The sequence below is a fragment of the Ligilactobacillus faecis genome (assembly GCF_029889745.1).
Taxonomy (GTDB): domain Bacteria; phylum Bacillota; class Bacilli; order Lactobacillales; family Lactobacillaceae; genus Ligilactobacillus; species Ligilactobacillus faecis.
This window is the reverse complement of record NZ_CP123639.1, coordinates 724030-749357: the sequence shown is the minus strand read 5'-3', so window position 1 is coordinate 749357 and position 25328 is coordinate 724030. Positions and strand designations below refer to the sequence as shown.

The 25328-nt window shown below is 41.4% G+C and carries 20 protein-coding genes; 16 read left to right on the top strand and 4 right to left on the bottom strand.

Translation table 11 applies throughout. The features are described 5' to 3' along the window. Nucleotides 1-2: 2 nt before the first annotated feature. From recF to rpsR, 6 genes are all read left to right on the top strand, one after another. Nucleotides 3-1220, top strand: coding sequence for a DNA replication/repair protein RecF (gene recF, locus QFX10_RS03680; RefSeq protein WP_280606864.1), 1218 nt, complete (start codon nucleotides 3-5; stop codon nucleotides 1218-1220). Between the two features lie 24 nt (nucleotides 1221-1244). After that, nucleotides 1245-3203 (top strand): DNA topoisomerase (ATP-hydrolyzing) subunit B, encoded by a 1959-nt coding sequence (gyrB, locus tag QFX10_RS03675; RefSeq protein ID WP_280606863.1) that lies wholly within the window; start codon nucleotides 1245-1247, stop codon nucleotides 3201-3203. Between the two features lie 117 nt (nucleotides 3204-3320). Continuing rightward, on the top strand, nucleotides 3321-5774 hold the full coding sequence (gene gyrA / locus QFX10_RS03670) for a DNA gyrase subunit A (RefSeq protein WP_280606862.1): 2454 nt from the start codon (nucleotides 3321-3323) through the stop codon (nucleotides 5772-5774). A 239-nt stretch (nucleotides 5775-6013) separates the two neighbouring features. Beyond that, entirely contained in the window at nucleotides 6014-6304 is a 291-nt protein-coding gene (gene rpsF, locus QFX10_RS03665; RefSeq protein WP_280606861.1) for a 30S ribosomal protein S6, read from the top strand. 37 nt (nucleotides 6305-6341) lie between these two features. After that, a complete protein-coding gene (gene ssb / locus QFX10_RS03660; protein WP_280606860.1) occupies nucleotides 6342-6893 on the top strand; it encodes a single-stranded DNA-binding protein in 552 nt (183 codons plus the stop codon). A 22-nt stretch (nucleotides 6894-6915) separates the two neighbouring features. Further along, entirely contained in the window at nucleotides 6916-7152 is a 237-nt protein-coding gene (rpsR, locus tag QFX10_RS03655) for a 30S ribosomal protein S18 (RefSeq protein WP_003695889.1), read from the top strand. A 444-nt stretch (nucleotides 7153-7596) separates the two neighbouring features. On the opposite strand, the gene QFX10_RS03650 is transcribed toward rpsR, so the two are convergent. Then, on the bottom strand, nucleotides 7597-8133 hold the full coding sequence (locus QFX10_RS03650; RefSeq protein WP_280606859.1) for a hypothetical protein: 537 nt from the start codon (nucleotides 8131-8133) through the stop codon (nucleotides 7597-7599). 120 nt (nucleotides 8134-8253) lie between these two features. On the opposite strand from QFX10_RS03650, the gene QFX10_RS03645 reads away from it, so the two are divergent. Further along, nucleotides 8254-8451 (top strand): hypothetical protein, encoded by a 198-nt coding sequence (locus QFX10_RS03645; RefSeq protein ID WP_280606858.1) that lies wholly within the window; start codon nucleotides 8254-8256, stop codon nucleotides 8449-8451. A 256-nt stretch (nucleotides 8452-8707) separates the two neighbouring features. On the opposite strand, the gene QFX10_RS03640 is transcribed toward QFX10_RS03645, so the two are convergent. Continuing rightward, complete coding sequence (locus QFX10_RS03640; RefSeq protein WP_280606857.1) at nucleotides 8708-9691, bottom strand: DUF1002 domain-containing protein; 984 nt, start codon at nucleotides 9689-9691, stop codon at nucleotides 8708-8710. Nucleotides 9692-9952: 261 nt separating this feature from the next. Here QFX10_RS03640 and pnuC point away from each other — a divergent pair, with 261 nt between their 5' ends. The 9 genes from pnuC to QFX10_RS03595 all read left to right on the top strand — a co-directional run bounded on the left by pnuC (nucleotide 9953) and on the right by QFX10_RS03595 (nucleotide 22398). Continuing rightward, nucleotides 9953-10711 carry a nicotinamide riboside transporter PnuC gene (gene pnuC / locus QFX10_RS03635; RefSeq protein ID WP_280606856.1) on the top strand — a complete coding sequence of 253 codons (759 nt, stop codon included), beginning with the start codon at nucleotides 9953-9955 and terminating at the stop codon, nucleotides 10709-10711. A gap of 609 nt (nucleotides 10712-11320) precedes the next feature. Continuing rightward, on the top strand, nucleotides 11321-13333 hold the full coding sequence (locus QFX10_RS03630; protein WP_280606855.1) for a DHH family phosphoesterase: 2013 nt from the start codon (nucleotides 11321-11323) through the stop codon (nucleotides 13331-13333). A 32-nt stretch (nucleotides 13334-13365) separates the two neighbouring features. After that, nucleotides 13366-13815 carry a 50S ribosomal protein L9 gene (gene rplI / locus QFX10_RS03625; protein ID WP_280606854.1) on the top strand — a complete coding sequence of 150 codons (450 nt, stop codon included), beginning with the start codon at nucleotides 13366-13368 and terminating at the stop codon, nucleotides 13813-13815. 228 nt (nucleotides 13816-14043) lie between these two features. Further along, entirely contained in the window at nucleotides 14044-15438 is a 1395-nt protein-coding gene (gene dnaB / locus QFX10_RS03620; protein ID WP_280606853.1) for a replicative DNA helicase, read from the top strand. A gap of 110 nt (nucleotides 15439-15548) precedes the next feature. Then, nucleotides 15549-17426 carry an asparagine synthase (glutamine-hydrolyzing) gene (gene asnB, locus QFX10_RS03615; RefSeq protein ID WP_280606852.1) on the top strand — a complete coding sequence of 626 codons (1878 nt, stop codon included), beginning with the start codon at nucleotides 15549-15551 and terminating at the stop codon, nucleotides 17424-17426. Between the two features lie 171 nt (nucleotides 17427-17597). Then, nucleotides 17598-18284, top strand: a complete 687-nt coding sequence (locus tag QFX10_RS03610; RefSeq protein WP_280606851.1) for a response regulator transcription factor — start codon at nucleotides 17598-17600, stop codon at nucleotides 18282-18284. Between the two features lie 69 nt (nucleotides 18285-18353). Then, entirely contained in the window at nucleotides 18354-19616 is a 1263-nt protein-coding gene (locus QFX10_RS03605; RefSeq protein WP_280606850.1) for a sensor histidine kinase, read from the top strand. Nucleotides 19617-19708: 92 nt separating this feature from the next. Continuing rightward, nucleotides 19709-20452: an ABC transporter ATP-binding protein gene (locus tag QFX10_RS03600; protein WP_280606849.1), complete on the top strand. Its 744-nt coding sequence runs from the start codon at nucleotides 19709-19711 to the stop codon at nucleotides 20450-20452. A 5-nt stretch (nucleotides 20453-20457) separates the two neighbouring features. Next, nucleotides 20458-22398 carry an FtsX-like permease family protein gene (locus tag QFX10_RS03595; protein WP_280606848.1) on the top strand — a complete coding sequence of 647 codons (1941 nt, stop codon included), beginning with the start codon at nucleotides 20458-20460 and terminating at the stop codon, nucleotides 22396-22398. Between the two features lie 41 nt (nucleotides 22399-22439). On the opposite strand, the gene QFX10_RS03590 is transcribed toward QFX10_RS03595, so the two are convergent. Both QFX10_RS03590 and thrC read right to left on the bottom strand, forming a co-directional pair. Beyond that, complete coding sequence (locus QFX10_RS03590) at nucleotides 22440-23792, bottom strand: aspartate kinase (RefSeq protein ID WP_280606847.1); 1353 nt, start codon at nucleotides 23790-23792, stop codon at nucleotides 22440-22442. Between the two features lie 15 nt (nucleotides 23793-23807). Further along, entirely contained in the window at nucleotides 23808-25289 is a 1482-nt protein-coding gene (gene thrC / locus QFX10_RS03585) for a threonine synthase (RefSeq protein ID WP_280606846.1), read from the bottom strand. Between the last annotated feature and the right edge of the window lie 39 nt (nucleotides 25290-25328).

Below are 25328 nucleotides of genomic sequence, written 5' to 3'. Positions count from 1 at the left end.
AAATGTATTTAGAAGAACTTGAGTTACGTGATTTTCGCAACTATGACCAAGTTACACTTGAATTTTCGCCTCAGATCAATGTTTTGATCGGCCAAAATGCTCAAGGGAAGACGAATCTGCTTGAAGCGATCTATGTTTTGGCGATGGCGCGGAGCCACCGTACGAATAACGAACGAGAGTTGATCCGCTTCAAAGCCAAAGGAGCTTTTTTAGCTGGGCGCATCAAACGCAAGCTCGGAACGATCCCACTGGAGATCACTTTGAGTCGTCAAGGTAAAAAAGCTAAAGTCAACCATTTAGAACAAGCACGTTTATCACAATATATCGGAAATCTAAACGTGATCTTATTTGCTCCAGAAGATCTGGCACTAGTCAAAGGTGCACCAGCTGTACGACGCCGGTTTATCGATATGGAGTTTGGGCAGATCGATCCTAAATATCTCTATGATCTTACTCGATATAAGGCGATCTTAAAGCAACGCAATAACTATTTGAAGCAACTTCAACAAAAAAAAGCTCAAGATAAGCTTTACTTAGAAGTACTCTCAGACCAGTTAGCAACGTTTGGGGCAGCGGTGATCAGTAAACGGTTAGCTTTTTTAGCTGAACTTGAAAGCTATGCCCAAGAGATCCACAGTGCGATCACCCAAGGTAATGAAATGCTTTCCTTTCATTATGAAAGTAGTTTGAAAGACATTTTAGATTCTGATGAAAGTAAAACAGCTATTGAACTAAAAAAAGGTTATGCAAATTTACAAGCAAAAGAGATCTTGCAAGGAACAACTCTTTTAGGACCGCATCGCGATGATGTCAGTTTCACCATCGATAAAAAAAACGTCCAGATCTATGGTTCTCAGGGGCAACAAAGAACTACGGCGCTTTCCGTCAAATTGGCTGAGATCGAATTGATGAAGCATAAAACGGGGGAATATCCGATCTTATTGCTCGATGATGTACTCTCAGAACTTGATGGAGCGCGGCAGACGCACTTATTGAAGGCGATCCAAGGGAAAGTACAAACATTTTTGACGACGCCTGGACTTAGTGAGATCACACAACGTTTGATCAAAGAACCAAAGATATTTCATATCGATGCAGGTCATATTTCAGAAAATGAACAAGAGGGAAAGAAACATATCGTCTGGGTCTCAGAAGAAGAGAAAAAGACGGTGACATTTTTCCCTAAAAATGAAAAAGCTAAGAAAGGACAGTCTACATAAAATCTTATGTAGCGGGCAGCTAAAGTGACAGATAAAGAAAAGCTTGAAGAAGTAAAAGAGCAAAAAGCTAAAGAATATGATGCGAGCCAGATCCAAGTGCTCGAAGGCCTGGAAGCCGTCCGGAAACGTCCCGGGATGTATATCGGTTCAACGAGCTCTCAAGGTCTCCATCACTTGGTGTGGGAGATCATCGATAACGGGATCGACGAGGCATTAGCTGGCTTTGCCGATGAGATCAATGTGATCGTTGAAAAAGATAATAGCATCACTGTTAAAGATAACGGGCGTGGGATCCCAGTCGATATCCAAGAAAAAACAGGTCGACCAGCACTTGAGACCGTCTTTACTGTGCTCCATGCTGGGGGTAAATTTGGCGGTGGCGGTTATAAAGTTTCTGGTGGGCTCCACGGGGTAGGGGCTTCAGTCGTCAATGCGTTATCCACAAGTTTAGATGTCCAAGTTACTCGTGAAGGTGACGCAAATGTTTACGGGATGGATTTTAAACTTGGAAAAGTTGCCCATGCGATGGAAGTTATCGGTCAAAGCCAAGAACATGAACACGGAACAACAGTGCATTTCTTGCCTGATCCAGACATCTTCACTGAAACGACGATCTATGATATCAAAGTCTTAACAACGCGGATCCGCGAATTAGCATTTTTAAATAAAGGCTTAAAGATCACGATCGATGATCTCCGCCCAGAAGAACCGACTCATGCAGAATTTCATTATGCTGGTGGGATCAAGCACTACGTTGAGTATTTAAATCGCGGCAAAGAAGTCTTATTTGCAGAGCCGATCTATGTTGAAGGCCAACAAAAAGGGATCACCGTTGAAGTGGCTTTGCAATATACTGATGATTTCCACTCGAACTTGTTGACATTTACAAATAATATCCACACATATGAAGGTGGAACACATGAATCAGGTTTCAAGACAGCTTTGACCCGTGTGATCAACGATTATGCGCGGAAAGCAAATCTGTTGAAAGAAAACGAACCTAATCTTTCGGGTGAAGATGTGCGTGAAGGTCTGACAGCTGTTGTCTCAGTCAAGCACCCTGATCCACAGTTTGAAGGGCAGACAAAGACCAAATTAGGAAATTCAGATGCACGAGCAGCAACAGATAAAACTTTCTCAGAAACATTCAGCAAATTTATGTTGGAAAATCCTGATGTCGCACGCCGGATCGTTGAAAAAGGGATGTTAGCTGCTAAAGCGCGTGTCGCAGCTAAACGGGCGCGCGAAGTGACGCGTAAGAAAAATGGGCTTGAGATCTCCAATTTACCGGGTAAATTGGCTGATAACACGAGTAAAGACCCTGAGATCTCAGAATTATTCATCGTCGAAGGGGATTCTGCAGGTGGTTCAGCTAAACAAGGACGTTCGCGGTTGACCCAAGCGATCTTACCGATCCGGGGGAAGATCTTGAATGTGGAAAAAGCGACTTTAGATCGGATCTTAGCTAACGAAGAGATCCGCTCGTTATTCACAGCTTTAGGCACAGGTTTTGGGGATGACTTTGATGTTGATAAAGTCAATTACCATAAATTGATCATCATGACGGATGCCGATGTCGATGGAGCCCATATTCGTACGCTCTTGTTGACGCTCTTTTATCGTTTCATGCGCCCAATGATCGAACGAGGCTATGTTTATATCGCGCAACCACCTTTGTATCAAGTGCGTCAAGGAAAGATGATCCGATATATCGATACTGATGAAGAATTAGAAGAAGTCTTAGGACAGTTACCACCAAGTCCCAAACCAGTGATCCAACGTTATAAAGGTCTGGGGGAAATGGATGCAGAACAGTTGTGGGAAACAACGATGGATCCAGAAAACCGCCGTTTGTTACGGGTGGAATTGTCAGACGCAGAGGAAGCCAATGCGATCTTTGAGATGTTGATGGGTGATCAAGTAGGTCCAAGACGTCAATTTATCGAAGAAAATGCGACCTTTGTGGATAACTTAGACGTCTAAGTGGAAAACATGAGATATCAGTGGAAAAATCAAAATGTGAGGCTGATATTTGTGAAAAAAGTTTAGGAAAGGAAAAGCTATAGTTTTTCTGGCTCACATATATAGCAGGAAAAAAGAGTGGTAGAAGTACCTGATAGAATCAGTAAGGTCGACTTGTCAAAAGTCATGCGGACTTCATTTTTAGACTATGCGATGAGCGTTATCGTCGCGCGGGCTCTGCCGGATGTGCGTGATGGATTAAAACCAGTACATCGGCGGATCTTATACGGAATGAATGAACTTGGAGTCACGCCTGATAAGCCTTATAAAAAATCGGCCCGGATCGTGGGGGACGTTATGGGTAAATATCACCCTCACGGCGACTCGGCGATCTACGAATCGATGGTGCGGATGGCGCAAGATTTCAGCTATCGTTATCTTTTAGTCGATGGGCATGGTAACTTTGGTTCGGTCGATGGTGACGGAGCAGCCGCGATGCGGTACACCGAAGCAAGAATGTCAAAGATCACGTTAGAGATGTTACGTGACATCAACAAAGATACGATCGATTTCCAACCAAACTATGACGGCACAGAGCGTGAACCTGTCGTTTTACCAGCACGTTTTCCTAATTTGCTCGTCAACGGGGCAACAGGGATCGCAGTGGGGATGACGACTAATATCCCACCACATAATTTGGCTGAAGTTATTTCAGGACTCCATGTATTGATGGAAAACCCGGAAGCAACGACAGCTGACTTGATGGAGGCGATCCCAGGACCTGATTTTCCAACTGGTGGGATCGTGATGGGCAAATCAGGGATCAGAAAAGCGTATGAGACAGGGAAAGGTTCAGTGACTTTACGCGCTAAAGTTGAGATCGAAGAACTCAAAAATGGGCGTGAACAGATCGTTGTCCACGAATTGCCATACATGGTCAATAAAGCTAAATTGATCGAACGGATCGCAGAATTAGCGCGCGATAAAAAGATCGAAGGGATCACTGATATCAAAGATGAGTCAGACCGTGAAGGGATGCGGATCACGATCGATGTCCGGCGTGACGTCAGTGCTTCTGTCGTTTTGAACAATTTATACAAATTGACATTGATGCAAACGACTTTTAACTTCAACATGTTAGCGATCGTCAACGGAACGCCAAAGATCTTGAGTTTAAAGCAGATCTTGACGCACTATTTGAAGCATCAAGAAGAAGTCATCCGGCGTAGAACGCAATTTGATCTGAAAAAAGCTAAAGCTCGGGCTCATATTTTAGAAGGGTTGCGGATCGCCTTAGACCATATCGAAGCGATCATCAACATCATTCGCAGTTCACAAAGTGGCGATGTAGCTAAAGATCGCTTGATGAATGACTACCATTTGAGCGATAAACAAGCACAAGCGATCTTAGACATGCGGTTAGTACGTTTGACTGGTTTAGAACGCGAGAAAGTTGAAGCTGAATATCAAAAAACGATGGGAGCGATCGCTGATTTCGAAGATATTTTAGCGCATGCTGAACGGATCCATCAGATCATCTATCAAGAATTGCTTGAGATCCAAGAAAAATTTGGCGACAAGCGCCGCACGGAACTTATGGTCGGTGAAGTCTTGAGCATCGAAGATGAGGACTTGATCGAAGAAGAAAATGTTGTGATCACGTTGACCCATAACGGCTATATCAAACGTTTACCAACGAGTGATTTCAAAGCTCAACGTCGTGGTGGTCGTGGGGTTCAAGGGATGGGAGTCCATGATGATGATTTCATCGAGCATTTGATCACGACTTCGACGCACGATGAACTGTTATTCTTCACGAATATCGGTAAAGTTTACCGCATGAAAGGCTATGAAGTTCCAGAATATGGACGGGCAGCCAAAGGGATCCCAATGATCAACTTATTAGACCTAAGTAAAGAAGAAAAGATCCAAACTGTGATCAATGTTGCAGAAGACAAGCGCAACGCTTCGAACTATCTCTTCTTTACGACCGTTCATGGGATCGTGAAGCGCACTTCTGTGACTGAATTTAGCAATATCCGTAAAAACGGGTTAAAAGCGATCAACTTACGTGAAGGCGACGAATTGATCAACGTTTCGATCACAGACGGAACGCAAAACATCATCATTGCAACGCATAACGGTTACGCAGTCAGCTTTAAAGAAGAAGTAGTGCGGGCAATGGGGCGCTCAGCCTCTGGGGTCCGTGGGATCAAGTTGCGTGAAGGTGATTATGTGATCGGCGCATCATTGCTCAAACCAGATTCTAAAGTCTTTGTCATTTCAGAAAAAGGCTTTGGCAAGCAAACAAGTGCCTTAGAATATCCGATCAAAGGTCGCGGTGGTAAAGGTGTTAAAACTGCAAACATCACAGAAAAGAACGGAAACTTAGTCGGTATGACGACTGTCTTTGGGGATGAAGATATCATGGTCATCACAAATAAAGGTGTCATGATCCGCTTTAATATCGCAAGTGTTTCCACAACTGGTCGGGCAACGATGGGGGTCAAATTGATCAACTTAGACGATGATGCTAAAGTTTCAACGATGACAAAAGTCGAGCCAGAAGAAGTCGAAGAAGAAAAAAGCTAATAACGAGCTGAAAATTTGAGAGTCAAAGACTGTTTGACTCTCTTTTTTATTTTTAAAGAAAAAAGGACTTTGTTTTGCGTATATATATTATGTAAGGCGCACAAATAACAACTTGCAAAATGCTTTTAATGATGTTATAATTCTACTTCGTGAGTATCTAAACAAAATCAAGCTTTAGATTCTCCTTGTTCTTATAAATAGATGAAGAACCAATAGTCCATAAGGAGGTGCAAACAGTCATGACAAATTATGAAATTACTTACATCATCAGCCCAGCTCTTGACGAAGCAGCTAAGAACGAATTAGTTGAACGTTTTGACAACGTTTTGAAAAACGATGGTGCTGAAGTCGTAGAATCAAAAGACTGGTCTAAGCGTCGTTTTGCTTACGAAATCGGTGGTTTCACAGAAGGTGTCTACCATATCGTAAACATCAAAGCAGAAAACGCAGACGCTATCAACGAATTTGACCGTCTTGCTAAGATCAACGAAGGCATTTTACGCCACATGATCGTTAAACGTGAAGACTAAGATCAAACATAAATAAGCAATAAAGGAGGAATGAACTTTGATCAATTCAGTCGTCTTGGTCGGTCGCTTGACCCGTGATCCTGAATTACGGTATACACCGTCAGGAGCAGCTGTCGCTAACTTTACAGTTGCGATCGATCGTCGCTTTACCAACCAACAAGGTCAACGCGAAGCTGATTTTATCAACTGTGTGATGTGGCGTAAAGCTGCTGAAAACTTTGCTAACTTTACCCACAAAGGTTCATTGGTCGGGATCCAAGGTCGGATCCAGACGCGTTCTTATGAGAACCAACAAGGTCAAAGAGTCTATGTTACTGAAGTGCTGGCCGAAGATTTCTCATTGTTAGAATCAAAAGCCGAATCTGAACGTTACCGCGCACAACATGGTACAAGCAACGCTAATGTGCAAGGTTCAGCTCCTTCAACTGATAATAATATGCCATCATCTAATCCATTTGGGACACCAGCTAATGATCAAGGAAACGATGCTTTTAATAGCGGTTTTGCTAATAATAACAACGCTTCGGCTGATCCATTTGCTAATAGTGGCCAACAGATCGATATTTCAGATGATGACTTACCATTCTAAAAGCTGACAGGAGGGAAATCTAATGCCACAACAAAGAAGAGGCGGACGTCGCCGTCGTAAAGTTGACTTTATCGCTGCTAACCACATCGAATACATCGACTACAAAGATACAGATCTTCTTAAGCGTTTCATCTCAGAACGCGGTAAGATCTTACCACGTCGTGTAACAGGTACAAGCGCTAAAAACCAACGCAAGCTTACAGTAGCTATCAAACGTGCTCGTATCATGGGCTTGTTACCATTCGTTGCTGAAGATTAATCAAAGAGATCTCGTGAAGACGAGGTCTTTTTTTTTGAAAAAATTTTTCTGGAAAAAATACGAACTATTTAAGGGGATCGTTCGTTTTTGTTAAGAACAGTTCTTGGTTTAAGATGGGACTGCGCTACACACAAGAACAGAATAAAAGGCATCAAGGTAAGGATGCGAACACTAGTTGTGGATAACATTGTGGAAAACTGAAACGTTAATTCCGAACAATTACCAAAATGATAAAAGATATAATTTAAAATCTTAAGAAAAAAACAATAAAAAAATTAGCATTTTTAGGTGATTTAGGTGTATTATAGATAATGTAGATTGATGATAAATCAATCTTCTCCCCTTTTTATGTAGTAAGTGATAACTATCTTATATTGATTAAGGTAGTATTTCCCCAATAACATAACCTTTTTCTCCGTGATTTTCCCCGATCACGGAGTTTTTTTAGTTTTCAGGTAAAGTGATCATTTGTGCGTACTTTGTTCCTTGAGAAAGTAGCAGAAATTGGCTAAATGAAAAAGTGCGGTACGGGTGATAATTTTTTTGAAGCTCAAGTTGATCGATCAAAGAGATCTGGTTTTCTTTGAGCCAAGCGATAACGGATGGAAATGCAGTCAGTTCATCTGAAAGTAAATGGAGTTGTTGACCTGATGTGAGGGTGAAGAGTAGTGAGAATAAGTAGCGTTTTGAGGCAAAATGAAGTGGTTTTAAAGCGATGTTAGCATAGAAAAGGCCAAGTTGGACATCTTTGATCTGAGGTGGTTTTAAATGTTGGAGCACGGCTCGATTTTGATCAAAGAGCGTGATCGTATTTGTCCCAAAGTGAAGTTGGGTCATTGCAAAGGAATTATGCGCTAAGATGGTCGTCAATGGTGTTTGGCGCTTTAAAGGATAAAACGAGCGTGAACAAACTTTGATCGTCGTAAAAAGCGATTTGGTATACATTTGATCTTTCAGATCATTCAAAGCGATCTGGGTCATTGTGAGCGCCTCCTTTTGTAAGTGAAAAAGTACTTCCCTCTTTTATGATAACGATTTCTTCTTTCTAACACAATGAAAAATGGTAAACTAAAGCTAGAAAGTTTATTTGAGGTGAGATCTGTGTTCAAACTGATCATTTTAAGTTTAGTGATCGTTGCGTTAGGGGCTTTTGAACTTTATGCAACTTGGCGCTATTATCAAAAGATGCAAGCTAAGGGACAAAATATGCTTTCAGCAGGGCGTCTCTGGGCTGGGCTCATTAGTGGTGGGGCTCTGTTTTTGATCGGGCTCAGCGCGTTTGTGAGCGCCTTTTTTTAATAGTTAGGAAAATTGGGTAGTAAATGTCGAGCGTGGCATTTGCTACCCAATTTTTTGTATGGTCACTGTAATTTGAATTTTTCAAGATATCTGGTGACATCATCAGCGGAAGCTTGTGCTCCCATATTAGCTAAAAGCAGGCGGTATTTTTTAGCGGTAATGAGATCATTTTGGCAAATAGCGATATAGGCATAGGAAAGATTTAAGAGACGGCAAAAAATGAGTCGCGCTAAATCAGCGCGACTCATTTTTCTTATTATTGTTGATTAAATAATCCTTTGATCCATTCGATAAAGCGGGTGAACCAACCTTTTGCTTGGTCGACAGCTTCTTTAGCTTGTGCACTGTTGGCCCAGTCTTTAGCTTTATTCATCAGATCACCAGTCGAATTTTTGACGTTGTTGATCGTATTTGTGACGTTATTGATATACGTCTTGCTTGAGCTGATCGGTGCGTTTTGGAAGTTATACAACGCAACTGAGATCTGCGAAACTTGATCAGAAGTCGTTTGGTCTTTGATCCCTTGTTTTTCAAGGGCAGTATTCAACATGTCTTGGATATCTTGTTTTGTAGCTAGTTCTTGTCCGTTTTGTTTATCTTTGGCCAGATCTTTGGAAACATTTCCGACGGCAGCCATCAATTTTCCAGGATAGCTAGCATCATCTTTGTTAGCCTCGATCGCTGGTTTAGTGGCGCTTAACATCTCGTTAGCCGTTGCTGTATTTTCAGAGTTTAAATCGATCCCGTCTTGAGTGAGGGCTTTATAGACCCCAGTCAAAGCTGATTCCCCTGAAACAGCTCGGTTAGCCGTTACAACGATCGTTACGTCAGTCACACCAGCCATTTGAGCGACCATCGCGTATTGTTGGGCAGTCACAGACGTGATGTTATTTTCACCATTGTAGTCTTTGATATTGACTTTGACACCTGAACCAGGATCACCCGGTGCGATCGCAACAGAACTGATCATTGCAGCATCAGTCGTTTCACTCGAACCTTTAGCAATATACGTATTATAATCAGCGGCAGTGGCAGTCAAGGTCTTGAACGACGAGTCACTGCCTAAAACTTTAGCGATATTTTCACGCGCTTCAGTGCTTGTTCCCGCACCGTAAACGATATAAGCAGAATTCAAAGTTTTAGTGGTCGAACTTTCAGCCGCCAAAGCTGAGAAACTTCCACTCAAACTAGCTAGTAGGCTGACGATCAACGTTAAGATCGTGATTTTTTTCCATTTCATCTTATGAAACACCTCATTATTTTTAAATCTAGCTACACTCTCATTTTACCACCAGAAAAGAAGAACGTTCTTTTAAAAAAAAGATAGGATTTTGCACGATGTGAACGTTCAACTTTAAGTTATAAAGTGAAAACAAACACAATATATAGATTTAATAATATTAAAATCACAATATATTGTGATTTTTAGGTTGAATTTTATTTTCCAAACAGCCTATAATAGTTACATTGTTTTTATTTACGTTTGGGAAGGATGTCTTTTATGTTTGAACGTTATCATGATGTATTGACGCATTTACCGCAATACTCAAAAAATATCTTTAGAAAGGGCTACTTTAGTTGGTTGATGAAGCAGTGCCTTGGTTGGAGCTATTTCAGTTATTTCTTATTGGCGTTCAACTTCGTCTTACAAATTATTTCACTTGTGCAATCATTTAGCCAGACCCCAGTGCAATCGATCTTAGCCTTTATCGGGGGAAATCTCTCGGTTGCTTGTGTTTTAGGGATCTCAAATCTCTCTGGGATCCAAGGCTGGTGCGGGGCGATCTCAGCGCTTTGTATCGCAATTACTGGTTTTATGGCTGGAAACTTTGCCACGGCTTGGGAACAGATCGGTTACTTGATCTTTTTAGATATTTTTTGCATTTTAGATCCAAAATGGAATGACGATATCCAAGTTGAAAAATTTGAAAATGGTCGTGAGTGGTTCTTATACGGGCTCTTTTTCTTTTGTGCATGGGGCGTAACGTATTTTATCTTCAGTTTAACAAGTGATCCACGGGTCTTTTTAGACAGTTTGAACTTAGCTTTTGCGATCACCGGGGCTTTATTAGAGTTGAACCGTAAACGTGAGCAATACTATGTCTTTACGATCGCCTCCGTCTTTACGATCGCTTTGTGGGCTCAAACGATGCTTCAAGGAGACGGAAATTTTGCGTTGATCTTTAGTTACAGTATTTTCTTCTTAAATGATATGTATGCTTTCTTTGGAAAGGGAAGTTGGTTCAGACAGGAAGTCTAAAGAATACTTAAGTTTTGAGCGCAAACAGCTGACAAGCTAAAAAAGCAAGGGTATACTTATCTTAAGTGAATAACTTAACTCATAACACTAGCCGCAGACGATCCTGCGGTTTTTTTGTGACTAGATCGATGTTGACTATTTTGCAATAGCCACACACTTTGTAAAGGGGGATATCAGTCGCGACCTAATAGCCCCCGACATGGTTTGAGAGTTTAAGGGTCAGGACTGATCGCGATCTTTGAAATCGTGGATAGTCTTTTTGTATATCCTATATGCGATCGTCAGTTCAATGGAATATCTTCCGATCGCCAACACGCTTAACCTTTCTAAATAGTTTCATGCTATGAGCCCCCTCCCGTGTGTTCGAGATGGGCTATAACTCTCAACTATTTCCACTAAGTCACCTCAAAGGGTAGCTAGCCCTTATCAGCTGACCTGCTTATATTGTGGTAATTACAAGAATTTTAGAGCGCTATTTTTGCATGGAGCTTTGAGCGATCAGCAGTAAAATATAGCGTAAAGGTAAAAGCGGGGCTTTTGTGATAGAATAGGTAGCATAAGTATTAAGAATTAGGTTAGAAATTGGGAAAGGAATGCGGGGAAAATCGAGTGAAAAAATTTTTTACAAGGGATCTCTGGCAATGGCCTGAATTTATGTTCAATAAGCACCTGCGGATGTTAGCTATTTTGATGTTTATCCTTACAGGTGTCTGTGTCTTTTTAGCATTTAAAGTGGCACTTTTTTTAGGTTATCTCGTTCTCTTTGGTGCAGTTTTAGCCTTGAGCGGTGCTTATTTTAGTTTGCGTCAAGTCACAGAAGATACGAGTGAATACATCTCAGATCTATCATATCGGATCAAACGCGGTGAACAAGATGCTTTGATCAAGATGCCGATCGGGATCTTATTTTATGATAAAGAGTATTTTATCGAGTGGATCAACCCTTACATGCAACGGTACTTTGATAAGCAAGACGTCTTAGGCAAGCCACTCAAAGAAGTTGATCCAGAACTATTTGAAAGTTTACAAAATGAACAAGGGCAAGGCAAAGCAACTGAGATCAAGCTTCACGGACGTTCATATAATTTGATGGTCCAAAAAGATATCCATGCCCTTTATTTGACAGATGTGACTAAATACGTTGAGATCAGAAAACGTTATGAAGATTCGCGCCTTGTGATCGGTCAGATCTTTTTAGATAACTATGATGAAGTTACTAGTTCAATGAATGATAAAGATATCTCTAACCTGGGAAATTTTGTGACTAATGCTTTATCTGACTGGGCAAAAGAGTTTGGGATCTATTTGAAGCGCGTTGATGAAGATCATTTTTTCATTTTGACATATGCCAAGACATTGAGTGTTTTAGAAAAAGAAAAATTCAAGATCCTAGACGAAGTGCGCGAATGGACTTCTAAGCAAAATTCACCGATCACGTTGAGTATCGGGATCGCTTATGGGGCAGAAGATCTGACGAAGTTAGCTAAGATCTCACAAAATAACCTTGATCTAGCTTTAGGCCGTGGTGGCGATCAAGTCGTTGTCAAAGCAGATGATGACCAAGCGCGTTTCTATGGGGGCAAGACCAATCCGATGGAAAAACGGACGCGGGTCAGAGCGCGGATGATCTCGCAAGCTTTGACCGAACTGATGAATCAAGCCGATCAGATCTTTGTGATGGGGCATGATAATCCAGATATGGATTCTTTAGGTGCTTGTCTTGGCGTGCGCCGGATCGCAGCGATGAATGGCAAGCAGTGTTGGATCGTTTTAGATCAGGAAAAATTGCACTCTGATATTCAAAAGTTACTGGAAGAATTAGAACAATATCCAAATATCAAAGGTTCGATCATTACTCCAGAAGATGCACTCGAAAAAGCGACTAAAAATAGTCTGTTGATCATGGTCGACCACTCGAAACCGTCGATCTCGATAGCACCAAAATTATATGAGAGATTAGCTAACCGAGTGATGGTGATCGATCACCATCGACGTGGTGAAGAATTCCCAGATAATCCGATCTTAGTTTATATCGAGCCGTATGCAAGTTCGACGTGTGAGTTGATCACTGAGCTCTTTGAATATCAATCAAAAGATAGTGAACCGATCAATAAATTGGAAGCTACTGCAATGCTGACGGGGATCATCATCGATACCCAATCCTTTGCGATCCGCACAGGAACAAGAACTTTTGATGCGGCGAGCTATCTGCGCTCTGTCGGTGCTGACTTAGCGATGGCACGGCATTTTATGAAAGAAAGTGTCACAAGTTATATGGAACGCAATCATTTAGTCGAGTTGACGGATTTTGACGGCCAAGGACACGCGATCTGTTGTGGGGAAGAAAACCACCAATATGATCCTGTGATCGCGGCCCAAGTAGCCGATTCGCTCTTAAATGTCAGTGGGGTCGAAGCTTCCTTTGTCATTACAAAACGGGCCTCAGAACTCATCGGGGTCTCTGCGCGAAGCAACGGGCGCGAAAACGTCCAAGTCATCATGGAAGAGATGGGTGGAGGCGGCCATTTATCCAACGCCGCTACGCAGATCAAAGACAAGACAGTCGCGCAAGTTAAAGAACAACTACTTGCAATTCTAAAAGAACAGAGCGAAAATAATTAGATAGAAGTATTTACGTATAGGGGGATTTTTTTATGAAGATCATTTTCACACAAGATGTTCGCGGTAAAGGTAAACGTGGCGAAGTTAAGGAAATGCCAGATGGATACGCAAACTTCTTGATCAAAAGCAATAAAGCAAAACAAGCCGATGCAGCAGCAATGAGCCAATTACGTGGTCAAAAACGAGCAGAGGCTAAAAAAGAGGCTGAGGAATTAGCTGATGCAAAAGCTTTAAAAGAAAAGCTCGAATCAGGACAATATGTAGTTGAGATCAAAGCTAAAGCTGGGAGTGACGGACGTTTATTTGGTTCGATCACTTCAAAACAGATCGCGCAAGCAATGGAAAAACAACACGGCTTAAAGATCGACAAACGTAAGATGGAATTAGCAGCACCGTTACGTGCAATGGGTTACGCTAATGTACCAGTCAAGTTGCACAATGACGTTTCAGCTAAGATCCGCGTGCATATTTCTGAGCAATAGGATAGAAAACAAGATTAAGAAGCTTCTTGCGATCGTGCAGGAAGCTTTTTTGTAGATTAAAGCTTTTCCACCCAAAAATTGATCATTGAGCAACAAAGGAAGAGCGCATATCGGTGAACTCTAGTGGTTGAAAGTAAATTTTAGGCTATGCTTTTTTTACGCTCTTAGATGCAGGTTCTGTGTTATAATTTTCTGGTGTATCATATGCTTACGAAAGGATGGAGCTAGTTGGAAAATGAACTTTTGAATGATAGTTTACCCCCACAAAATATCGAGGCTGAACAAGCAGTCTTAGGGGCTGTTTTTTTGAGCCCCGATTCACTTGCTGATGCGCTCGAATTTGTGCAGGCTGACGATTTTTATCGGCGTGCCCATCAACTGTTGTTCCAAACGATGATCGACCTCAATGATGACGGCGAAGCGATCGATATTTTGACTGTGACTGACCGATTGACGATGAATAATCAACTCGATGATATCGGGGGCGCAGCTTATATCGCAGAACTAGCTTCGTCCGTCCCTACCGCAGCCAATATCGGGCACTATGCTAAATTAGTTGCTGAAAAAGCTGTTTTACGGCGCGTGATCTCAGCAGCGACAAATATCATCACGCAAGCCAAAGAACAAGATGAGCCAGTCAGTGATGTTTTAGAAGCGGCTGAGCGTCAGATCTTAGCGATCGCAGAAAATCGCAACCAAAGCGGTTTTAAACCGATCGAACAAGTTTTGACTGATTCGTTAGATGAGATCGATAAACTTTCACAACAAAAAGAAGAGATCACGGGGCTTGCGACCGGTTATAAAGCTTTTGATCAAATGACTGCAGGGCTGCAACCCGACAACTTGATCATCTTAGCGGCGCGTCCAGCCGTAGGTAAAACTGCTTTTGCGCTAAATATCGCACAAAATATCGGCACGACGACTGACAAGACGATCGCGCTCTTTTCGCTGGAAATGAGTGCTGAATCACTCGTTAACCGCATGCTTTGTGCCGAAGGTTCGATCAGCGCTAACCATTTGCGCACGGGACAACTCGATGAACAAGAATGGGAAAATTTGATCATAGCTGTGGGGGCACTCTCAAAGACGAGCATCTTTATCGACGATACCCCAGGGATCAAAATGTCTGAGATCCGCGCCAAAAGTCGCCGACTTGCTAAGGAAAAGGGTAATCTTGGGCTGATCGTGATCGACTATTTACAACTGATCGAAGGTTCAAATAAAGAAAGTCGGCAACAAGAAGTTTCTGAGATCTCGCGACAGTTAAAGAAGCTCTCAAAAGAGCTCTCAGTTCCGATCATCGCTTTATCACAGCTCTCGCGTGGCGTTGAACAACGGCAAGATAAACGCCCGGTGCTCTCCGATATCCGTGAATCAGGTTCGATCGAACAAGATGCTGACATCGTTGCCTTTTTATACCGCGAGGATTATTACGAACGGGCCGATGGTGACGACGATGAGGCGGGGGAAAATGGCGCAAGCCAACCGGAAAATCAAGATGTCGGTGAAGTGGAACTGATCATCGAAAAAAACCGTGCTGGCGCACGGGGAACGGTCAAATTGCTCTTCATCAAATCGTATAATAAATTTGCTAATATTTCCTATGCAGAAGAGCCACAGTAAACTTTGACAATTTACGCAAGAAAAGGTAGTCTAATGCAGTAGGCTATTAATTTGTGACAATTATATTACAAAGCATTTTAAAAACTTAAAAATATAGAGGAGAAATACTTATGTGTGGTTTTGTTGGGTATGTCAATCAAACTGATATTCCAGATGATACGATCGAAAAGATGGCTGATCGCATCAGACACCGTGGTCCAGATGACGACGCTTATTTTGCAGACGAAGGAGCTGCGATGGGCTTTAGACGTCTTTCGATCATCGACTTGGCCCACGGACGCCAACCGATGTTCAACCGTGATGAAACTAAAGTTTTGACGTTCAACGGTGAGATCTACAACTATAAAGAGATCCGCGAAGAATTAAAAGAACTCGGTTATGAATTTCGAACAGACGTTGACTCAGAAGTTTTGATCCACGGTTATGACGCTTGGGGACCAAAACTTTTAGATAAGTTGCGTGGAATGTACGCTTTCGTGATCTATGATCGCAATAAAAAAGAAGTTTTCGGGGCAAGAGACCATTTTGGGATCAAACCGATGTATTACTATGATGATCAAAAGAGTTTCTTATGGGCTTCTGAGATCAAGGCTTTCTTAGATCATCCAAAATTTGTCAAAGAATTTAATGAAAAACTCTTACCGATCCATTTGAGTTTTGAATTTATTCCATCTAAAGAAACGATGTTCAAGAACGTCTACAAACTTTTGCCAGGTCATTATTTCATCCACAAAGATGGCCAAACTGAGATTCATCAATACTATAAGTTCAACTACGATCATATCGATGAAAATCAAACGATCGAAGAAGATGCGAAAAAGATCCAAGGTCTAGTCGACAACTCAGTCAAAGCCCACATGGTCGCTGACGTTGAAGTCGGTAGTTTCCTTTCGAGTGGGGTCGATTCAAGTTATGTCTTGAACGAAGCCGCTAAATTAAAACCGATCAAGTCGTTCTCACTTGGTTTCAATAACTCTAAATATAGTGAATTAGATTGGTCTTCTCGGTTTGCAAAGAAGATCGGTCAAGAAAATACGCGGATCACGATGGATGGCGATGATTATTTCGACATTTTGCCAACGATCATGTATTACATGGACGAACCGCTCTCTAACCCATCGGCTATGCAACTTTACTACCTTTCAAAAGGAACGAGAAAACAAGTTAAAGTGGCACTTTCGGGTGAAGGGGCTGACGAATTCTTTGGCGGTTACAATACGTACCTTGAAGCACGTCCGTTTGAAAAATATCAAACTTATGTCCCAGCTGGGATCCGAAAAGCTTTATCGAAGATGGTCATCAACTTACCACGTTTCCACGGGCAACGTTTCTTAGTCCGGGGAGCGCAACCATTGAGTGAACGTTACTACCGGGTCAACTACGTCTTTAACTATCATGATCGCGATAAGATCTTGAAAAACAAGGCGTTAAACGTTGATTCAGGTGAATATACAAAACACATTTTTGATGATGTCAAAGATAAAGATGAAATGACACAAATGCAATATTTTGATATCAACACTTGGTTGCCGTTCGATATTTTACACAAAGCTGACCGCATGAGCATGTGTAACTCACTTGAAGTTCGGACGCCATTAGTTGATAAAGAAGTCGCTGCTTTTGCGGCAACGATGCCGATCAAGACGCGGATCCGCGGAGACGAAACAAAAGTCTCCTTGCGAACAGCAGCGGCAGCTGAATTGCCAAAAGATGTGGCTAATAAAGAAAAATTAGGTTTCCCATCTCCGATCGCAAGCTGGATCAAAGAAGATAAGTTTAGAAAGCGGATCGAAGAAGCGTTCACCTCTGATGTTGCTAAGAAATTCTTTGAACCCGAAGCTTTACTTGAGATCTTACAAGAACATATCAACGGTAAATCTTCGATGCAAAAGATCTTTACGATCTACACCTTTATCTTATGGTATCAAGTCTACTTCCCAGAAGACACGACAGCTGATACTTTGAGCAAAGTCAAGATCACAAAATAATCTCTAAGATCCCTCTTACTAACGTAAATGAGCGTTAGTAAGGGGGATTTTTTGGCATATCTGTTATGCTAAAGAAAAAACGGCTTCATTTTCTGAAAGTTCTCTGATTTTTAAATGTTAACTTTAAAGCTAAATGATAAAAACTGTGCTTCTACAAAGAGGTGGATAATCGTGCAAAAAATATTGATCGTCGATGATGATCTGGAGATCTTAAAGCTCATGCGACATGCATTAGAGCTAAAAAATTACGAAGTAACTACCCGACAAGAGGTTTTACTCCCGATCAAAATTACAGAATTTCAAGGTTATGATCTGATCTTATTAGATATCATGTTGACAAATATCGATGGGATCGAGCTTTGTCAGCTCCTCCGAAAAAATATCGAAGTTCCGATCATCTTTATCAGTGCTAAAGATACAGAAGCAGATATTTTGAAAGGCTTAGAAAATGGTGGAGATGACTATATCACTAAACCATTTAGTCTCAAACAGTTAGTTGCCAAAGTGGAAGCTGATCTAAAAAGAGAAGCACGGAGAAAAAGAGCTCAACAAAATTTTGAAGAGGTGAAAAGGAATCTAGGACCGATCACATTTTATCTCGCTGAGAAGCAAGTTTGTGTTTGGGGACAAGTCGTTATTTTAACGCGCAAAGAATATGCGATCTTAGAATTGCTCTCGCAAAGACCTGAACGAGTCTATACCCGTGAAGAGATCTATGCCAATGTGTATGACGATGAGGCTGAAGTTTTGTTTCATTCGATCTCAGAATATGTTTATCAAATCAGAAGAAAATTTTCAAAGTATCAGATCGATCCGATCAAAACGGTGCGTGGGATGGGGTATAAGTGGAATGTTTAAAAATATACGCTCAAGCAACGGATCTGGTTAGTTATCATTGAGATCGTTATCGGAACCACCCTAGTTTTTATGATTTCTTCGATAAGTTCATCAGTACTACTCAGTCTAGGTAAGATCACGGTTCCTAATGATGATAAAATAACTATTTCACAAAATGTTTCGCGCAAACAGCTACTCTCAGAGTTAAATTCACGTCGAGTCGACTATATCATTTTTGAAAAGCATACTGGAAAGCGTATTTTAGGACGGTATGTCCCAAATGAACTCAAGTTATTTAAAGAAGCGGCTAAAAAGCAGCTCGATATCACAGTTGCTGGAGTAGAATTTAAATATTTTGCGATTCGTCACGGTGCGCTCGTTATTCGACAAAATAGTGTGCCAGAGTTTACTGAGCATCGATTGCGCCAATTTATAGCGTATAACCAGCTGAATTATCTTTTGCTGATCTTAGGGTTATGCTCAGTGATCGGAGGAGCGATCTTTAAATTTATCCACGAGTTAAATAAAGATTTTCAAGCGATAAAAGAGATCTCATTGACACTGGGACAAAATAAGCTGACTAAGCATCCAGAAAATATTAAAATCATTGAATTTGAGACGATCTTGACGCACCTTTATCAAAAAAGTGCTGAATTAGCTACTTTACTTGAGCAAGAACGGCTAGAAAAACAAGATCTTTCTTTTCAGATCGCAGCTTTAGCCCATGACATCAAAACGCCGTTAACAGTCGTCAAAGGTAATCTCGAACTTTTAGAGGCTACTGAGACTAGTGCGCAACAGACCGAGTTTCTAAAGTCGATCTCTAAAAGTGTCACAGTCTTTGAAAAATATTTTAATGAAATGGTGACTTATGCCCGCTTGATAAATGATGATGTGCGAACCAAGATCGAGCTACAGCAATTTATTGCGGAGGTGCGATTGGAATTTGAAGAATTAGCTAAAATGTATCAGGTCCAATTAATATGTGAAATAGAGGTCACGAGAACTACTTTCTGGGGTAATGCACCGGCTTTAAGTCGCGCGTTACTAAACCTTTTTGTCAATGCTTGCCAATATGCCAAAGCAGGTGATAAACAAGTCCGAGTCTGTTTCAGCGAGACCGAAACAGAGCTACTTTTTGAGATTTGGAATAATGGCGCACCTTTTTCAAAAGAAGCTAAACAAAAGGCGACTCAACTATTTTTTACTGAGAATAAAGGACGTGGTGCTCATTACGGGATCGGTTTAGCTTTTGCGAAAGCAGTCAGCCTAAAATACGGCGGGAGCTTAACATTGAGCGATCCTTTAATTGGTGGTGCTAAAGTGAGTTTTAAGATCAAAAAAGAGGCTTAGAGTTTGTCTAAGTCTTTTTTAGTAGAAATGAGCAAATCATGAAAATAGTTTGGTAGTATATATCGAAAGCTTACAAGAAAGTAGGGAGAAATATGCAATTACTTACAGTTGAAAATGTCAGCAAGAGTTATGGACAAGCAGATACTTTGGCATTAGATAATGTTAGTTTTTCACTTGCGACCGGTGAGTTTATGGCGATCATGGGGACTTCTGGTTCAGGAAAGACGACCCTTTTAAATAGTATTGCAACTTTAGATGTTCCTACGAAAGGCCAGATCTTATTTGGTAAAGACGATATTACAAAAATGTCAGGTGAGCAAGCGACTCTTTTTCGGCGCAATAACCTGGGTTTTATTTTTCAAGACTACCGCCTGTTAGCAAGTTTAACAGCTAAACAAAATATTACAGTGCCATTATCTTTGTTGCATAAAACACCGGCAGAGATCGAAACTAGCGTAACACGACTTAGCAAAAAATTTGATGTTTTTCAAGTACTAGAGCATTATCCACATGAGCTCTCAGGTGGTCAAAAGCAACGGATCGCGATCATTCGAGCTTTGATCAAAGAACCTAAACTTGTGATCGCCGATGAGCCAACAGGGGCCTTGGATTCCAATTCAACTAAAACGATCATGCAACAACTAGCGCTTATCAATGAAGAATTACAAACAACGATCTTAATGGTCACGCATGATCCGTATTCAGCAAGTTTCGCTAAAAAAGTGCTCTTTTTAAAAGATGGTAAGCTTTATGCAACACTAGAAAAAGAAGTTCAGGAAACAAAGATCCAGTACCAAAAACGGTTATCCGACATGATGCTTATGCTAGAGAGGTGAGGACTATGTCGTTTAAGTTGAGTCTATCTAATTTAAAACATCAGCAAAAACTCTATCAAGTCTACTTTAGTGCGCAAATTTTGATCTTTAGTTTGTTTTTTGTCTTACAGTGTTTTTCAAATGATCAAGTGATCGTCGCTCGTTTAGCTGAAGATACTGATATAAAGACGATGATCCAGACGATCAGCTTAGTCTTTATGCTCTTTATCGTTTTTTATTTTCTATATTTCAATCAGTTTTTTGTCCGCCAGCGCGCAGAAGAACTGGGGATCTATGCGCTTTTAGGTTTCAAGCGTCAAGAGATCGTACGCTTATTTTTATTTGAAAATCTGATCTTGCTGATCTTAGCCCAGATCGTCGCCGTTTTTGTGGGAACATTATTTTATTTTCTCGTGCGCCTAGGAGCTGTCAGATTATTAGAACTCGATGTCTCTGTTCTTCACTTTCGTGTCGAACCACAGATCTTCTTGACCATGTTAGTAGTTTCGCTCTTTTTGCTCTTAGCGATCTATCTTGAACTCGAATTGATCTTCAAAAAAAGTTTGACTGATATTTTAGTTTTGCAACAACAGCAAGATAAGTTACAAGAAAAGCATCCCGTGCTAGTTTTTAGTGGTATTTTTGCGCTTTTAGTAGCTGATGGTCTTTTTTTGAACTTGACGACTCGGCCTGATTCGCTTTGGGATAAATTGGGGTATATGCCCCTTTTGACGCTAACATTGGGAGCATTAGGCCTAGGAACGATCTTGTTTATTTTGGAAACTCTACCTTATCTCGTTGATTTTTTGTTACATAAAAAAGCGCTGCTCTATAATTTTAAGGGTAATGTGATCCTTCCGCGCATGCGACATCGTCTCAGAAATAAAGGACGTTTGTTGACGGTGTTGACACTTTTAACAACAGCTTCTGTTTTATTACTAGGTCTAACGTTTTTAAGCTTGAGTTATCCGTATGAGGCCACTAAAAGAATCGTGCCAGTAACACTTGAGACAATGGCTAGTCCAAAAGAACAATTAACAGCAACACAGTTAGCACGCTTCAAACGTGATTTTGCTGTTACGGCAGTCAAGACGCCCTTGTTAAAACTTGAATTGCAACAAAAATGGTATTTCTCAAATAAGCATGCTAGTGATCACTTAGATCTGATCTCATTATCAAGTTACGATCGTCTGATGGAACTCCAACAAAAAGAAAAGTTAGCAAAGATCCCACCGGGTGAGGGAGTCCTCATTAATTACTATGCTGGAACAACAAAAGTAACTGAGCAATTTGCTTTCAAAGATGAAGCGTTAGCTCTCAAAGTTGAGCAGGCAACTAATAATAATGCGTTTGCTTTTGCAAATAGCGTGGTAACTGTCGTGCTAAACGATCATGATTTTCAAAAATTATGGCAAGCACATGCTAAAAAACGCTACTATATCACTTCGCTCGAAGGAGAAAATAGACGGGATGACCTAAATTTGGTAGCTGCTTTTAAAAAGACTAAAGTTGAATATATCAGTGCGGCCGAGCGGGATCAGTTGATAACACGTGCTAATAGTCCGACTTTTTTACTGATCACGATGATCTCACTGTTATTTTTTGTAACGATCAGCACGGTTTTATACTTTACGGCGCGAATCGAAGAAATTTCACTATTAAAAGAATATGCTACATTGGATCAACTAGGTTATCAATTAAAGGACTTAAAAAAGATAGTCTTTTCAGCTAATATGTGGTTATTTTTACCACCACTGGTTTTAGGGCTCATAAATGGAGTCTTTGGAACTCTCGGACTCAGTTATTTGATCGCAGATCCAGTTACGACGGGATTCTGGATCCGAGTCGGACAACCATTAGCTTATACGTTACTATTCTTTTTGCCAGTCTATTTGAGCGTCTATGTGCTGGCGGGAAATACGATCACAAAAGAGATCACGGCTTTTTGTAAAAACCAGACTAACTAAATAGGCATCCTGAGTCATAGAACTTAGGATGCTTATTTGTATTATTCGAAGAAAGCTTCATAAATATATTTGACTGCCCGATCAGCATCAGCGCTTTTGGTACCTAACATGATCGAGATCTCAGAGGCTCCCTGGTTGATCATGTGGAGGTTGATATTATGATCTGAGATCGCGCAAATGATATCGCGCATGATCCCGACTTGGTTGCGCATGCCTTCACCAACGATCATGATCAAAGAATAGTCATCGATCCACCGCAACTCATCGGGACGTAAAGCAGCTCGAATATCGAGAGCGACTGCTTCTTTCTTTTGCTCTGAGAGTTGGCTCTTATCAAAAATGATCGTCAGATCGTCGATCCCAGATGGCATGTGTTCATATGAGATCCCATATTTATACAGGATCTCCAGGATCTTTAGCGTTAGCCCGGCCTCTTTGTTGAGTAAAAATTTATGGAGATAAAGGGCTGAAAAGTGCTTAGCATTAGTGATACCCGTTACTCGCGTCTGAGGCGTGAATTCTTGATAAGGAATGATCATCGTTCCAGGGCGTTCGGGGTGGTTCGTATTTTTGACGTTGATCTTGACGCGGCCTTCGATCGCAGGGACGATCGCTTCGTCATGGAAAACTGAAAAGCCTGCGTACGAGAGCTCTCGCATCTCACGGTACGTCATGTTCGTGATCGCATAGGGATCTTTGACGATCTTAGGGTTAGCCGCATAGATCGCATCGACATCGGTAAAATTCTCATAGAGCTCAGCCGAAAGACCCCGTGCTACGATCGCACCTGTGATATCAGAACCGCCCCGCGAAAAAGTTGCAATCTCGCCTTCACGCGTTATCCCAAAAAATCCGGGGAATATCAGTTTTTCTGTGCCATAGTCTAAACGGGCTAAATTTTCATACGTTTCGGGTAAGACGGTGGCATTATTCGGATCAGAACTCACAAGAAAGCCGATCTCTTTTGGATCGATAAAGCGCGCTTTGATCCCTAGATGATTCAAGATCAAAGCTAAGAGGCGGGCATTGAAATACTCACCGTGAGCTTTGAAGGCTGCCATTAGATAGTCGGCGTTTGGATAAGTCGTTTCTTGCAACTTTTGAAGTCCTTTTTTGAGCCAAAAAAGCTCGGCTTCTGGAACATCAAAAGACGTTGCGATCTCATGATAACGTTCATAGAGCGTTTGTTGGATCGCCGCTGTATCTTCGTAGCGTAAAAATTTTTCTGCATAGGAGATCAAAAGATCAGTCACTTTTGTATCTTCAGCAAAACGTTTTCCCGGAGCCGAAGTGATCACAGCTTGACGTTCTGGTTTTGCAGTGATGATCTGGATAACTTTCTTGAATTGCTCACCATTGGCAAGTGAGCTTCCACCAAATTTAACGACTTTCATAAAAAATTCCCCCAATTATTTAACTTGTGCCAAGATCTCAAAGATCAGTTGTGGCATCTCTTCTGGTGCACAATTTAGTGCTTCTTTTACTGGTGCTTCAAAAAGTGTTTGGATCGTTTGTGGATAAGGCCATTTGATCACTTCGTGGAGCTGTTTGACTGCTTTAAGCCCTGAAGCGTGTTCATGTCCTAAAGCTTCTAAAACAGCTTCGGGAAATTTGTACGGACTAGCCGTCGCCACAACGACAAGCGGTGTAGTGTGGGTGTGGCGGAAGGCAACGGCCGAAGCAACCGCAGTATGTGGATCAAGGGGATAGCCTGTTTTAGTAAATACACGCTTGATCTCAGCTGCTGTTTGATCTTCTGTTGCAAAATCAGCTAAAAACTCTGCTTGAAGTTTAGCTAGCGCTTCTTTTGGTAAAGTATAATGGCCATTTTGTTTGAGTTCATGCATCAGTTGCGCTACTTTAGCACCATCTTTATCTAAAGCATAAAAGAGCAAACGTTCTAAATTACTGGAGACGAGGATATCCATGGAAGGGGAAGTCGTCACATGAAATTCACGACGGCGATCGTAGATACCAGTCTGAAAGAAGTCTGTTAAAACGTTATTTTCATTAGAGGCACAGATGAGGCGCCCGATCGGGAGTCCGAGTTTTTTAGCATACCAGCCAGCTAAAATATCCCCAAAATTGCCTGTGGGGACGCTAAAGTCGATCTTTTGGCCAGCTTTGAGTTGACCTTGTTTGAGCAACTGGCCGTAAGCGTAAAAATAATAGACCATTTGCGGAAATAAGCGTCCGATATTGATCGAATTCGCCGATGAAGTTTGAAAGCCTGCCGTGTGAAGTTTTGTTGCAAAAGCTTGGTCGTCAAAGATCTCTTTGACTTTTGTCTGAGCATCATCGAAATTGCCTGTGATCGCAACGACATGTGTGTTTGCGCCAGTTTGTGTCTGCATTTGGCGAGCTTGGATCGCACTGACCCCATCTTGCGGATAAAAGACGATGATCTGTGTTTCAGGGACATCGGCAAAGCCTGCCATCGCCGCCTTACCGGTATCGCCTGAAGTAGCAGTCAAGATCAGTGTTTGAAGTGAACTGCCATTTTTTTTAGCCGCTGTCGTCAATAAATGCGGTAAGAGTTGTAAAGCTAGATCTTTAAAAGCGATCGTTGGTCCGTGGAAAAGTTCTAAATAAAAAAGACCATCTTTAAACACGGTTGGTGTGATCTCTGGCGAAGTGAAATTTTTTCCATAAGCTTTATTTAAGCATTCTCTTAATTCACTTTCAGAAAAATCACTAAAAAAAGGTTGTAATAGACGAAAGGCTAGTTCTTGATAAGATAGTGTCGCTAGTTCTTGTAAATTTAAAGTGATTTGAGGGAGCTTTTCGGGAACAAAAAGCCCACCATCAGGACTCAACCCTTGCAAGATCGCCTGTGAGGCGGTAATCGTTTGGGATGTTTGAGCGCGCGTGCTCCGATACAAAACGGCCATAGGTGTCCTTCCTCTCGGGTAAATTTGTGTTTATACTAC